The organism is Palleronia pelagia, assembly GCF_900110115.1.
Taxonomy (GTDB): domain Bacteria; phylum Pseudomonadota; class Alphaproteobacteria; order Rhodobacterales; family Rhodobacteraceae; genus Palleronia; species Palleronia pelagia.
Map to the genome: position 1 here is coordinate 398,769 of NZ_FOCM01000004.1, position 13,317 is coordinate 412,085.

Here is a 13,317-nt window from a genome sequence, read left to right on the forward strand (position 1 = left end):
GCTCAAGCAACCCAAGAAAGTTCGACAACCGGGCGCCGCTAATACAGGAGCGAAAGCGCGAGCGAGGTGCGCGGGCGATCAGAAAGGTCCCACCTCAGCCCTCGGCATCGTGTTCGACCGTCCCGAGCCGATAACACGTGCAATCTGAAGGAGTATAGCGATGACGGCGAACTGGCCCAGAATGACAGCAGGCCAGATCAGACCGAATTGCGGATCAAAATACTTTTGCGGGCCGAACGAAACCAGAGCGCAGAGAGCCGCAAGGCCACTTAAGCCCCGACCGACCGCTGTCGTGACCGGTTCGACGATGGCCGCTGCGAGCGCCAGGGCGATCGAAGCGCCAATAAAAGGCGCGATCCCGAAAAGCGGTGTGACGACCGGCGGATGCGGTCTGATGCCGGCATAAAGCGCCGAGAGCATGACAAGCTGAAGAACGATCAGGGTTGCCAAAGCGGCGGCAACGCAGCGGTTGGGACTTGGCATAGCAATCTCTCCAAAAGCGTAATGTTCGTTACGGTTGCCCCTATCCGTAATGTTGGTTACGGACTCTGTCAATCCACGAGAGAGACGCATGCGCCAAGAAAACCGCTCCATCCGACAGCAACAGATCGAGGCCGCGGCCTACGCGGTGCTCGAAGCGAAGGGCTATGGCGGCACCTCTATGCAAAGCATCGCCAAGCAGGCGCGCGCCTCGAACGAAACCCTTTACAAGTGGTATGGCGACAAGCAGGGGCTCTTCCAGGCGCTCGTCACTCGGAATGCTGCTGAAGTGAAGGGCCATCTGGAGGCGAAGCTGGAGACAGATCACGATGCCCTGTCTATTCTCGGAAGCCTCGGTCCGAAGCTGCTGGACCTACTGACCGGCGACCGCGCGGTTGCGTTGAACCGCGCTGCCGCCGCTGATCCCACGGGCGAACTGGGCGCCACGATCTCGGCCTCCGGACGCGAAGCCGTTTCTCCTTTGCTCAAGCAAGTGTTGCTGCGAGCAAGAAGCGAGGGTCGGCTTGCGTTCGACGATCCCGAAGAGGCGATGGGCCTTTATCTAGATTTACTGATCGGCGACTTGCAGATCCGACGCGTAATCGGACGTCAACCTCAACCGACAAGGTCTTTCAGGGAATCTCGGGCGGCGCGCGCCGTGCGGCACCTGCAAGACATTCTCACCTGAGCCAATCAGTCCGGGGGAAAGTTGCAAATGACTGTCGATCAGGCATTTTCCAGACGTCCGTCCATGGCCTAGTTCTGGTAATGGATCGACGCGACCGACTTCGAATTCCCTACTCTCCCCGTCAAACGCAGCAGCCATATCGTTCGCGCCGTCGACTTGAGGGAAGTCGAGAGCTTGCCTACGCGTCCCGCACAGCCTGAACCCCGAGAATTCGTTGCTTAACTCCACTGCTCCCCTCTTAATCGGCGTGGAACCATCAACCGAGTAGACCAATAAAGTATTTACTTCACCCAAATTGCCGGCTGTGTTGGCGTAAAAATAGGCCTCCAATTTCCAAATTTTTTGACAAAAATCCGAATTCGATAAAAATTCCCATGCAGACAATGGCCTTTAAAAGGCCATGCAAGAATACATCCGGCGCAAGAACTCCCTTTTACGCACAGCGCAGTTAAGGCTGCGAGGAGCCAATCCGCGCAGCCGTCACCAAGCCCCCCCCCTGCTACTGTTCGGACACATACCTCGCGAGCAACTGCTCCAACATCTCGGAGTAGGTTCGGCGCTCAGCCGCGCAAAGCGCCTTGAACTGCTCGATGACGGGCGCCGGGCCTTTGATGCCGACCTGTAGCTCGGGCACTACGGCCGCAAGATCATGGCCGGGAATTCGGCTGCTGCTAGGGTGTGTTCAGCATTCGATGAGGCGAGCAAGTGAAGAAGGTCGCTGAAATCTTGGCGACAGAGATGTCTAGCTATGAGAGAAAGAAATTGCTGATCGTTCGACGGTGCTCACTCATGGGTGCTGAGCCATCACTTTCAAGAGCTGCAGTTCTTGCACTTTGCGATCTTCGACTGCTCGAGAGCGACCGCCCTGTTCGCATGACGATCTTAGGTAAGCTCGTTGCAGATCTTCTAATGAAGAAGCAGCGAGGATCCAATTCCGGATCACGCCACTGAACGAATGAATTCCGCCAGCTTCAGCGGCTTGAAAGGCTTGTGTAGGACATGATCCGCACCAAGCTTGCGAAGCTCCTCCTCGGCCTCAGACGAGGTCCGCGCAGTGCACATGACAATTGTCGACGCGCGAAATTTTTCATCGGCCCGAGCGACACGCAACACCTCGAGTCCGTCTGGTGGTGGCATCATAACATCTAAGAGTAGCAGATCGAAATGCTCCTCTTTGAGCAGGTCAATTGCTTCAATACCAGAACCCACAAATGTGGCATCGATGTCGTCTTCGACCATGATCGCAAATTCGATCAGTTCGCGAATGTCCGCCTCATCATCCATAAACAAGACCTTCATGCCGTCTTAAGCTCCATTTTGTCATGACGCTGGAAGGTGACGAAAAAGGTTGTGCCACTATCCTGAACACCGTCAGCTTTCGCGAAGGAGTCGAAGCATATCTTCCCGCCTTGTCGACTCACGAGTTCGCGCGTAATCGCTAGGCCGAGACCTGTTCCGCCGGCCTGGACATCACGGGAATGAATCGGCTCACCAAAGCGCTCGAAGATGCGATGAATGGCTTTAGCCGGCACACCAGGGCCCTTATCACTGACAAAGAAGCGAACATCATCCGCACGAACGTGGGCTCCGATAAGCACTTCTGAGCCGGACGGAGAATACTTAATAGCGTTGGAAATAAGGTTCGCGAGGATCTGCTGCAATCGAACTCGGTCTAGAAAGAGGAAAGGATCATCACTTTCGGGCAGCGAAGTAGCCACAAGGTGAACGTCATGAGCTAGGCCATATCCAGCATTGGTCGTGAGAGCTTCGGAAAGCGCGTCACTCACACGGATTGGCTCGCGATGAATTGAGAGCTGCTGATGATCGATTGCCTGCAGAGTGAGAATGTCATTTACAAGAACCAGCAGCCGATCCGCATTACGAGAAGCCATATTCACAAGCTTCTTGGCGCCAGGGGGGATTTCGTAATCAAAGCGATCGCGCAGAAGGTCAAGTGCGCCCGACAACGAAGTTAGCGGAGTCCGAAGTTCGTGATTCACTGAAGTGATAAAAGACATCCTGGTTTCAGCCAGTCGCTCCTCAGCTGACATATCCTCCAAAACGCAATAGGCTATTGCTGTCTCATAAATAGTCAACTTCATGACACGGCACTGGATCGTCTTGTGTGCGTCCTCCAACGACCTCACAGGAAGCTTTACCTTATACAACTCGTTCCCCGGCGGCATATCGTTCAGAGGTGGAAGAAGATCGCGAATTCTCGTGACGGCAATCTCGTCATCTTCGGCACCCAGATAGCGTCGCGCAGCCCGATTGGACCGCCGCAGGGCCCCGGCGTCATCGAATACAACCAAACCGTCTCCGACGTTTTCAAAAATCGCATCGAATTCTCGCTTAGCTGTCTCTATTTTAATTCGATCGATCTCTGAACGATCAAGGCTGGCAGCTAAACGAACCGACTGCATTCTGGACCATACCGCTGAAATCAGCACTGTCAGGAACAGAACAGCCGCTACTATAGCAAAGGCGATAGTTCGTTGCCAGTAGCTTTGAAGTGCAGAAGAACGCGATAGGCTGATCTGGACGTCTAGACCGAGATTGTCTAAAGAACGCCTGGCTGTAATTGACGAGGACGGTGAATTTGGAGCTTCCGGACCAGCAGAAAAGGCAGTTGATCCATCTGCGGCCAATATTCGCACTGACATGTCACCATCGAAGTCCTGCAACGAAAGAAGTTCCTGGAAATAGTTCTCGCCCAAAGAGGAGGCAATGACACCTCGCACATCCCCTGACCAACCAGTAATCGGCCACGCAATTGGAGTGAGGCGCCGCCCAGTTCCTCGCGACACGATAGGCTTGCCCACAGTGAAAGCCCCTCTCGGAAGACCAATGGCGTCTTGAAAATAAGAACGATCCGAAAGATTTATACCAACGAGCGGCTCTGTAGTCGCCCAAATAACAGTCCCCTCATCATCGATAAATAAGAGACTGTCGATCTGCTCAATATTTATTACCGTGTCACGCAATTGCTTGCCGTAGATACCATCGATATTCCCCCGAAATTCAAAGGGCATATACGAAAAGTCATCGAGCAGTCCGCCCATCTTTACGCTCGCCACGCTTAGAGAGGACTCTAATGATTGAGAAAGGAGTTCAGCGAAGTGGCGAAGCTGCTGCTGCATAAGCGCCTCGGATCGCCTGTAATCCGCGAGAGCGAGAACGAAAGCTCCAGCTAAGAAAATAATCGTGATACAAAGCATCACAAAGGGAAAGCCGGCCGAAAAACTTCTGCCTCGTCGGACTTCAAGTCCGGGAAAATATTCAGCTATCAGCACTGCTCGAGCCCTCCTCAGATGAGACGATCAATATTTCATCTGGTCCGATGTGTCTTTCAGAAACGGATATAGCGTGGCCAAGGGCTGAAGCTGGCGAAAGTTTACTAGGCATCTGAATAATAGCGTGAAGTCTTGGGCAAACCAATGCACGATCAACCCTTAGAGGATTATCCAAACTTGAAACTGCATCAATGAAATTCCTAGCCACACCCCGCAATCTAAATTCACTCGAAAGGCATGTCGCAAAGCAAAATAAATCAGCGTCCCAATGGGCAAATATATCACCGGCCAGCATTGGAACTTCAGCGAGCCGCTGACCAAGAACGCGGTAGATCTTATCGATCTCGCCCTCAGAGAACTCCAGGCGATCAGAAGATAAGTCGACACGAAACACTATCAACGCCAACATCTCATGCGCCTCCTTCGGAATACACTGCAAAGCGCTTCCAAATCCCACCTTGTTATTAAGAACCGCGCTCATTTCGGCATACGGCACTGAACTCCGAGCGAGCGACAATGAGTTAACACGCCTACGGTCGAGCTCGGACTTGAATCGAAGTGAACTTCGCATGCGCGCCTGAAGTTCAATTCGATTGAACGGCTTTGTAACGTAGTCGTTCGCCCCAGCTAAGAATGCATGAGATAGTGTATCCATATCGTTTCGACTGGTGAGCATGATGATCGGAACATCTGCCAGCCTTTCCTGCTCACGAATACGTGCGCACAGCTCGATCCCATCAATATCTGGCATCATTACGTCGAGAAGTATAAGATCTGCACTCACTGTGCCAGTCGTCAGCGCTTCTAGAGCGTCAACCGGGCGGAGAAAACTTGTAATGTTATCATAGCCAAGATCTTCAAGCGCTGCGCGTATGTAATCCTGAGCGACCTCGGAGTCGTCCACTGAGATGATACTGCGTCCCATTGATCCGTTAACCCTCTAGTCTCTGAAAAATTTGCCACTTGCTGTTCTGATAAATCTGGCGGTAGCCGGCTTGAGCGCCCGACGCCAGTCCAGGAAAACGACGAAGGATACGATCACTTACCGGCTCCATACCCATGACTTTGGGAACAAGAATATATGGCGCTCTAAGCCGCCCTCCTTCCAACGCCAAATCGTAGGCAGGCTGACCAGACGTCAACAAACGGCTTACGTCTCCGAAGGCCACTACCATTTCGGGATTTCGCTCCACATCTAGCATAATGCCAGCTTTTCCCTGGAGAGACTGTGCCGCCATCCGCGTTGGCCCCTGAAGATCACTATAATGTCCAAGCGCTGCACGGGCCCATTCGTCTGTTTCACCTGTCCCAGAGATGCGTAGAGCTTGGACCGAATGGACCATCAGTAAGCAAAGCAAAACCAATACAATAGGCTCTCGAAACGAGCTCGGAGGCCAAAAACGCAAGCAGACAACAACGACACCGAGAATGGGAACGCTTGCGATAACTGGATCGCTTTCAGCTTGGAAAAAGTAATTAAGAAAATACGCCCCCGAAACGGACCCAACAGCTGCAATCGTCGGCATGAACAACCGCATAACCGAAAGATTCCTCAAAGCTAAGACAAAGCCTAAAGGCAAAAGTCCGGATACAATTATAAAATACTCCCCGGGAGAGACCGCTTCCTCAACCTCAAACAATCTCGGGATCAATGAGCTCTGGAATATTGAGCTTACGAAGAGTAATGAGCCAATTGCCGCAGCCACCGGAAAGAACAGTGCGACCAGGTATCCGGCGGCTGATCTTTCGAGCATGCTGGGTCGCGCCGCCAAGACCATGAACGGTAGTGCTCCGAAACTTATCATCAGACCAAAGCTGTCAGACAGAGCGACAATCAAAAGTCCCACAGCAACCTTCATCATATCCGGCGCAGCCCCAGTTAGTCTAAGGTTGACGACGCCCCTGGCGAAGACCCAAGTGCCCAGTAAAATCATCATCATCTCTGGACCATCGCTGACTGCCCTGAGGAAGTAAGGGTTCAGTCCGATAAGCAGAACTGAAAGAACGGCGCCAAGAATTGAAAAGCCAGCTGCAACTCGCAAGTTCAAGAACCAGAGGACGAGTGTGGTCGAGGCAATGAGCGCTGCAACTAGGAATGGTGGCGGCACTCCAGAATTTCCAGGAAGCAACTCGACTAACAGCGTTAGCGCGAATGGAACCGGGGGATAAAAAGAGTCCGACGCAGAAAATGTCCCAGTCCCACCAACCTGAACCAGCGCCCTAGCCCAAAGGTCGGTTACGGCGCTCGAGACGAAGCCGTTAAATTCCAACCACGCGAGCCAAAGCATCAGTAACGAAAATATCGCTAGCTGGAATATGAGCCATGCCGCAAAACGACTCATGCGTTGGATCCCATCCCGCTATCTCCGGATGCGGCAGACTGGTGAGACTTAGCAACGGCAAGCTCACCCGCGGTATATTTGGATAGTCCGTGCTGAGTTTTCTCCCAGTAAAAAGGATTCGAGATCAATTGCCACAACGCTTTGTAGGCGGCAACGGTCATTAGAACCCAATAGCCCACCACTGTCACGCCCCAAGGTGCGAGATCTGTCCAACGGCGGCGGAAAGGAGCGACCATTGTCAGATATATCAAAAGCCCATTTCCAGCCAGTAGGTTGATCAGTGACAGATAGAGGACTGACGGCGGGAAATATCCCTCAATTCCAGTATAATCGAAAACAAGCCAAAGAAGAAATATTGTCCAGAAAATAGGGTTCAACAAACCGGAAAGGACAGTGCCCCCAACGAAGAATATAAATCCGAAAATGCCCGCAGAACCTATTGAACGCCACAGATGAAATGGCCTCCGAGTGTGCACTAGAAAGGTCTGCATGTAGCCTTTAATCCAACGAGACCGCTGCCGTATCCAGTTTGGAATAGATACATTCGCCTCCTCGTATGTAGTGCTATCTATCACACCGACGCGGTAGCCCTTCTGGGTAAGTCGGATACCTAGATCCGCGTCTTCCGTCACGTTAAACGGATCCCAAGCATTCAATTCGCGTAAGACATCCATACGGAAATGGTTGGAGGTTCCACCTAGCGGAATGGGGACACCCAGTCTTTCCAATCCTGGTAACATCAGGTCGAACCAAAGCGAGTAATCGAGCGTGAACATTCGCGTGAGCCAATTCTCACGGGAGTTATAGTAATTAAGGCGACACTGGATGCAGGCCGTATTAGCTGGAGATTGGTTGAATGCTGCGATCACCTTTCGCAGTTGATCTGGCTCGGGCTTATCCTCAGCATCAAAGATCACAAGATAGTCACCGCGCGCATAGCGAAGAGCGAAATTGCAGGCCTTAGGCTTCGTCTGCGGGTGGGAGGCTGGAACCCGCACGATCTCAAAAACCCCTTCCAGATCTAACCCCTCCGCGGCTTGGATAGTCTGATGATCTCCTTCCTCCAGGACAATCTTAATATCGAGCTTAGCAAGTGGATAATCTAAATTTCTCAACGCCTGCGTCAGAATCGGTAGAACCTCCGGTTCTCGGAACATTGGAACGAGCACAGTATAAAATGGAAGATCTTCTGTTCGCAGAGTTTGCGCCTCGGCAGCAATAGCCCTCGAAGACATTTCTTGTGCTGACCCACCGACCCATACCAGAATTGCCTTGAACAGAAAATTTCCAGTATAGAAAATCGTAAGAAACACATTCAGAAGTATTATCGTTGCGATAGGGGCCAAGGCCAGGCCCAGCAACAGAGCAGAAAGTAAAAGATAGATCACAAAAATCTGCGGGGGTGTCACCACTTGCTGGGCAGACATGTCCGGATCGAGCTCGGCAAGCGAGTAAACCGCCTCATGAGAGTGAATCTCGCGAAACGCCGCCTGTATCGCTGCCGAGATCTTAAGGTGCTGGGCAATAACGATTCGAGTGGACACTCCATAGACTTCCCTTATGTGTAGCAACACACCTGGACCAGGACGTGAGGTCGCAACCGTAAATACGCCATCCACTTCCTGTATTGGAATGGTGGAAAATTGATTCATCGCGCTGGGATCAAAACGCCGCATGAGCTCCCAGTTGGGTTTATTTGTGTCAAGATCTACCAGCTGAAGGTCATAGTATATCGCAAGTTGCTGATAGAGCTCTTTTGGGGTCACCCAGCTACGCGAGAATAAGGCCTGCACCAGCGAGATATTCCAACTGTCCGCGAGCTGTTCAGCCTCTTGAAGCTGCTTTACCGTGAGAACGCCACGCTCTAGAAGAAGTGTTCCAATCGCGTTGCTTTCAGCTGAGAACCGCATTCAACCAGATTTCTCTGCTTGGCTACGGCGGTTACGGTAGAAGCGCTGGAAGCCGACGAGCACGGTCAGGGTAAGTAGTGCCCAAGCTACGCCGACTAACCAAAGCCGATACTTCGTGATCAATTGAACGATACTGACGCGATCTGGATACGAGACTTCGATCAGCGGCGCGTTCCTTGTCGATGTTGCCACGATCAGGCCCTCTTGATCCATCAGCGCCAAATCGCCCCGGTCTAGAATGAAGGGACTTGCCTCAGATGGTTCCGGAGCCGACCCAGAACCCGGTCTCAACCAAAGTCCACGCTGACCATCACGTGATACAATCTGTGCGAAGGCGAGGCTCTCAAGATTTTCACCCGCGAACATCACACCTCCTTCCTGATCAACGATCTCGATCCGCCCTTTATCGAAGGTAATCGCAGGTTCATGGTCTGCCGGGTTTTCCTTCGAGATGACTAGGAACGGAAGGTCAGGCTGCAGCTCCGACACAGAAGAGCGGGTTATGATCGTTGCTCGGTCTGGGATCATGCTGGCCACAACAGTAGAGATCCACGGGAATGCATCTCTCAATGAGAACCCGAGGTCGTTGTCCAAGACAAACTGAACGCCGTCACCGAAATCTCGTCGAAGAACGAAGAAGTTTTCTACCGGGCTGTCGTCATCTTGTAAGATGATTGCGCTCCCGGGTAAAATCTGCGCGGGGTAGCCTTGTGGTCTATAACGGCATTCTCCCCCCGAGGCTTGTCTCTGGATCAATACCCGCAGCTGATTGTCCCGCGAGAGCAACCCTCCGGGCACGGCGAAATTCATGCGTTCCGGATTTCCGCTATTCAGGGGGCGGCTACCAAGCAAGGTTTCATTCAGGAAGACAGAGACCGTCGCGCCTTGGTTGTCCGAATCCAGCGCTGCAACAGTTATCAGATCAATGGAAGAAACCGTCTTGTGTGCTGGCAGGTCGGATGACTTGAATGGAATAAGAACATTTTCCATCGAAACAACTGATCGAGGGGTCAAATCAGCGGAAAGGAGAGAGAAAGGTAATCTGTCGGGATTCTGTGGCCGCTCCAGAATGTCGGTAGTGACCGCATTCGACTTGTTCGCCAATTGAGCCCAAGACGACGCCAACTGCCAGAGTCCAACCTGTGGATCCGCGCCACGAATGAGAAGGCTCGGGAACTCCCCGTCGTTACCGACCAGCATTTCACTCTGAAAGCCGGACTCGTCAATCTCAATCCGGATCTCCCCCACACGCCAGACCGGCTGTGGGCTCTCCTCATCGGCTTGATCTTGCCCGGCGAGCTCATTTGCAGTCGCCAGGCGCAGTGCGCCAGATTCTGCGTCAAAAAGCGCGGCCGCGCGAGCTGCTGCCGCTAGAGCGGCCGGTGCCGTCTGCTCGGGCAGCGCAATGCGCATGATGGGGGGACGAAAACCGGCAAAGATTGCCGGGGAGTTGAAAGCCGAAGAAGAAAGTGTCAAAGACACGGACGACGTAGGCGCAATTTCCACAAAGTCACCGGATGCCCGATCGTCCACACAGACCTGATCCGTGAATGCCCCAGAATAATTCAATTCAATCGCCAAGAACCCATTGGAAACGGCGGAGGAATCGAACTCGATAGTTATTTGAAAGCGCTCAGGCTTACCTGTAATTGAGTGTGACTGAGCCGCGCGCCCAGCGACTGAAACCTGTAGGTATCGCTCGGCGGGAACAGTAGCTCCGTGTGTGAGTTCGAGGGTGATGACCCCATCAATCACGGCGAGCTCATTCGGAATTGGAACAAAAATAGTAGCGCTGCCAGATAAACTCTCGAAGGTAAGGCCGCTCGTTAATCCGAGATCTATGAGTGAAATAGATCGGCTTATAGTTTCCTTCGCAGAACTTTCGGCCCCGTTCCCAATATTCACAGCATTACTTTGACCATAAGCTGCAATGGGTATTGCTAAGCAGGCGCAAAGGGCGCTCCTAGCCACAATCATGAACATTCTACTTGTTCACTTTCCTTGGAGGTGCAGAAGCGCTCCCAGTTGCGATACGGACAACAATTGATAGGGCACGATCAATGACTGCTCGGTCGTCGTCATCGAAAGAAGAGTTCTGGGAGTCTGCCCTCTCCGCTACACCTAAAGCTTGACGCAAGGAACTTTCAACGCTCTCCATGTCTAGCATTGCGGCGCTTCCAGCCAAGTCGTGCAGCATACGATGCACTTTGCGCATCTGTGTTTCACTGGTGTCTTGCCTTTCCTCAGCATGAACAGCTGTTCGGATCTCTTGCACTCGCGCGGGAAGTCGATCGACAAACTTGGTTCGAATATCGCCAACCCTCTCAGCGAATTTTCTTCCAGTTTCATCCATTGCGATACCCTTGAAACGCTTGCATGCAGAACTTGTCAGAATTTAGTCATACTGAATGACTATCGTTTCGGCAGCGCTAAATCCAACTCAAAAGTCACCACGAGACGCGCATAGGTTGAGTGATGCGATCCGGCGACAGTTGAGGGAACCAAATTTCCGACCACTACCAGCCCTCTTTTTGGCCTGCCCCGATCGGGTGGTCCGGTTTCAGTCTTAGTGCATGATGGGTCTCGGTGCCAAGGTAGGTGCCTCGGGCGGGGGTGATCCGCCCTCGCGGGACGGCCAGTGAACGGCCTCCAGAGCTGGTGGCCGATGGCCCAGCGAGGAGTGGGGCCTGACGGTATTGTAGTGAACCCTCCACGCCTCGATGATCACGCGGGCCTCGGCCAGCGAGTAGAAGATCTCGCCGTTCATCAACTCGTCCCGGAGCTTCGAGTTGAAGCTCTCGCAGTAGCCGTTCTCCCAGGGACTGCCTGGTTCAATGAACGCCGTCTTCGCACCCACTGCGTCGACCCAGCCCCGCACTGCCTTGGCGATGAACTCTGGCCCGTTGTCCGATCGGACGTGGCCGGGCACTCCCCGAAGGATAAACAGGTCGGTCAGGACATCGATCACGTCGGTCGAGTTCAGCTTCCGGTCGATCCGGATCGCCAGGCACTCCCGTGTGAACTCGTCTATGACATTGAGCATGCGGAACTTCCTTCCATCATGCGTCCGGCTCTCGACGAAGTCGTAGGACCAGACGTGGTTCGGACGCTCCGGCCGCAGACGGATGCACGACCCGTCATTCAGCCAGAGCCGGCCTTTCCTTGGTTGCTTCTGGGGAACCTTCAGCCCCTCCCGTCGCCAGATCCGCTCGACGCGCTTCACGTTCACGGCCCAGCCAGCATCTCGCAGCATGGCTGCGATCCGGCGATAGCCGTAGCGCCCAGACCACTTTGACTTCACTTGCTGTGCATCCGAGTCGCGACAGACATCGCGACGTTGAGGACGTTGTGCAGTTCGACGCCGCCCCGATCAAACGCGCCGCCTCATGACTTTTTCTGAATGTTTTCAGAGGCTTTTTCACTCAGAGCAATATGCGAGGCACGCGGGGCCGAAGACTACATTCACTTCGAAGCTGAGCGCAGATTAGGTAGCCCAGAGTAGCGCTGAGCGAGGCGAAGGCGCTCCTGGCAGCCGTTGCGCCCCCGCCGCCCACCTCGCCTTAGGCAGCGAGACGACCGCTCATAGGCCACCTGAGAGGCTCTCCGAGCATGCCTAATCCGGTTAGCTTTCTCGGCATTATTGCGTAACCTTTTGCAATTGAGAAATAAACGCTAGTGGCTGGGCAACTAAAGGTAGGAAGCGCCTATCCAAGGGGGCAGCCGGGGCGACCGCCCAGTTGGTTACTAGCAGCCATAGGAGACAGCACACCTCTAGGACTTCATGACACCGATGCGCAGTCTCTTCTCGGCCGCGTCGGCGGAGTTCGTCGGGCCTGGCCGGCTTGGGCCGTCCCTTTCCCTTCCGCGTAGACCTCTGCCCAAGGATTTGTCGCCGGAGCCGTCGCAGTAAAAGAAGGCGGGGTCTCTCTCCGGGTGGATTCCTACGGTAAGGGCACTCCGCACGCTTCGGCGCGTGGACGATGACGCGCCAGCCAGGCTCACCCCTCTCGGCAGGCTTGTGCTCGGAGAAATCGTTTCGCAAAAATCCTGAAGCAATCCGTAGAATCTTATTCGTGTGAAACGCGACAGCGGTGCTGAGCCACGGACCAATCGGAATGTTCCGCCTCCCATTCCGTGGCAAGGATTTGTGCCCCGGTCATACACTGAATCAGCGTATACTGTGGCACCGGATGCGTCCCTGTTTCGCAAACCGATGGGTTTGTAAGCAGGCAAGCGGTCAGGACGAATTCAATCATGGCGGCCTCCTACCATTCAATCGGGCGCGCAGGTTGCGGTGCGGGTGCCGGTGGCAGGCCCATGTCGCGGCGGGCCTCGGGGGTCAGGTTCGCGAGGCGCGCACGCTCGTCATTTGAGGCCTGCCAGCGCACGAGGCCGAGGAGCAGGGCCGCGAGAATGCCGCGGCGGCGGGATGTGCGGGCGGGATGGAAAAGGGTCTCGGTCATGGCGGCGTTCTCCGGGTTTCAGTGCTGTATTCCCATCCTGCCGGATGCCCCGTTCACGCGGCGTCACGCCCGTGCAAATCCGTGAGTCCGCAATCGTAAAATTTTCGTAAAACCGTGCTATGCTCCACAAGAAGTCACTCG

At 53.8% G+C, this 13,317-nt stretch carries 10 protein-coding genes and 1 pseudogene; 1 reads left to right on the forward strand and 10 read right to left on the reverse strand.

What is annotated here, in order from left to right; all coding sequences use genetic code 11:
• Window positions 1–78: 78 nt before the first annotated feature.
• The gene (locus BMX96_RS11315) at window positions 79–450 is read right to left on the reverse strand and encodes a hypothetical protein (RefSeq protein ID WP_175481721.1); all 372 of its coding nucleotides are present in this window, start codon (window positions 448–450) and stop codon (window positions 79–81) included.
• Window positions 451–571: 121 nt separating this feature from the next.
• On the opposite strand from BMX96_RS11315, the gene BMX96_RS11320 reads away from it, so the two are divergent.
• Entirely contained in the window at window positions 572–1,168 is a 597-nt protein-coding gene (locus BMX96_RS11320; protein ID WP_091845577.1) for a TetR/AcrR family transcriptional regulator, read from the forward strand.
• 939 nt (window positions 1,169–2,107) lie between these two features.
• On the opposite strand, the gene BMX96_RS11325 is transcribed toward BMX96_RS11320, so the two are convergent.
• The 9 genes and pseudogenes from BMX96_RS11325 to BMX96_RS19290 form a co-directional block, all read right to left on the reverse strand.
• Window positions 2,108–2,467, reverse strand: a complete 360-nt coding sequence (locus BMX96_RS11325; RefSeq protein WP_091845578.1) for a response regulator — start codon at window positions 2,465–2,467, stop codon at window positions 2,108–2,110.
• A complete protein-coding gene (locus BMX96_RS11330) occupies window positions 2,464–4,461 on the reverse strand; it encodes an ATP-binding protein (protein WP_139210044.1) in 1,998 nt (665 codons plus the stop codon). The genes BMX96_RS11325 and BMX96_RS11330 overlap by 4 nt, the downstream gene beginning before the upstream one ends.
• A complete protein-coding gene (locus tag BMX96_RS11335; RefSeq protein ID WP_091845580.1) occupies window positions 4,448–5,386 on the reverse strand; it encodes a response regulator in 939 nt (312 codons plus the stop codon). Before BMX96_RS11335 ends, BMX96_RS11330 begins: the two co-directional genes overlap by 14 nt.
• A 7-nt stretch (window positions 5,387–5,393) precedes the next feature.
• Window positions 5,394–6,803, reverse strand: coding sequence for a hypothetical protein (locus tag BMX96_RS19285; protein WP_139210046.1), 1,410 nt, complete (start codon window positions 6,801–6,803; stop codon window positions 5,394–5,396).
• Entirely contained in the window at window positions 6,800–8,713 is a 1,914-nt protein-coding gene (locus BMX96_RS11340) for a glycosyltransferase family 2 protein (protein ID WP_091845581.1), read from the reverse strand. Before BMX96_RS11340 ends, BMX96_RS19285 begins: the two co-directional genes overlap by 4 nt.
• On the reverse strand, window positions 8,714–10,696 hold the full coding sequence (locus BMX96_RS11345) for a cellulose biosynthesis cyclic di-GMP-binding regulatory protein BcsB (protein ID WP_091845582.1): 1,983 nt from the start codon (window positions 10,694–10,696) through the stop codon (window positions 8,714–8,716). It abuts the gene before it with no gap.
• Between the two features lies 1 nt (window position 10,697).
• Window positions 10,698–11,066, reverse strand: coding sequence for an Hpt domain-containing protein (locus BMX96_RS20200; protein WP_091845583.1), 369 nt, complete (start codon window positions 11,064–11,066; stop codon window positions 10,698–10,700).
• Between the two features lie 213 nt (window positions 11,067–11,279).
• Window positions 11,280–12,080 (reverse strand): annotated as a pseudogene (locus BMX96_RS11355) (IS3 family transposase); the annotation flags it as partial.
• Window positions 12,081–12,978: 898 nt separating this feature from the next.
• Entirely contained in the window at window positions 12,979–13,176 is a 198-nt protein-coding gene (locus BMX96_RS19290; RefSeq protein WP_139210048.1) for a hypothetical protein, read from the reverse strand.
• Window positions 13,177–13,317 lie beyond the last annotated feature (141 nt).

Coding starts and splice junctions, on each gene's coding strand:
- BMX96_RS11320 (WP_091845577.1), top strand. CDS start 572: ATGCGCCAAGAAAACCGCTCCATCCGACAGCAACAGATCGAGGCCGCG.
- BMX96_RS11325 (WP_091845578.1), bottom strand. CDS start 2,467: ATGAAGGTCTTGTTTATGGATGATGAGGCGGACATTCGCGAACTGATC.
- BMX96_RS11335 (WP_091845580.1), bottom strand. CDS start 5,386: ATGGGACGCAGTATCATCTCAGTGGACGACTCCGAGGTCGCTCAGGAT.
- BMX96_RS19285 (WP_139210046.1), bottom strand. CDS start 6,803: ATGAGTCGTTTTGCGGCATGGCTCATATTCCAGCTAGCGATATTTTCG.
- BMX96_RS11340 (WP_091845581.1), bottom strand. CDS start 8,713: ATGCGGTTCTCAGCTGAAAGCAACGCGATTGGAACACTTCTTCTAGAG.
- BMX96_RS11345 (WP_091845582.1), bottom strand. CDS start 10,696: ATGTTCATGATTGTGGCTAGGAGCGCCCTTTGCGCCTGCTTAGCAATA.
- BMX96_RS20200 (WP_091845583.1), bottom strand. CDS start 11,066: ATGGATGAAACTGGAAGAAAATTCGCTGAGAGGGTTGGCGATATTCGA.
- BMX96_RS19290 (WP_139210048.1), bottom strand. CDS start 13,176: ATGACCGAGACCCTTTTCCATCCCGCCCGCACATCCCGCCGCCGCGGC.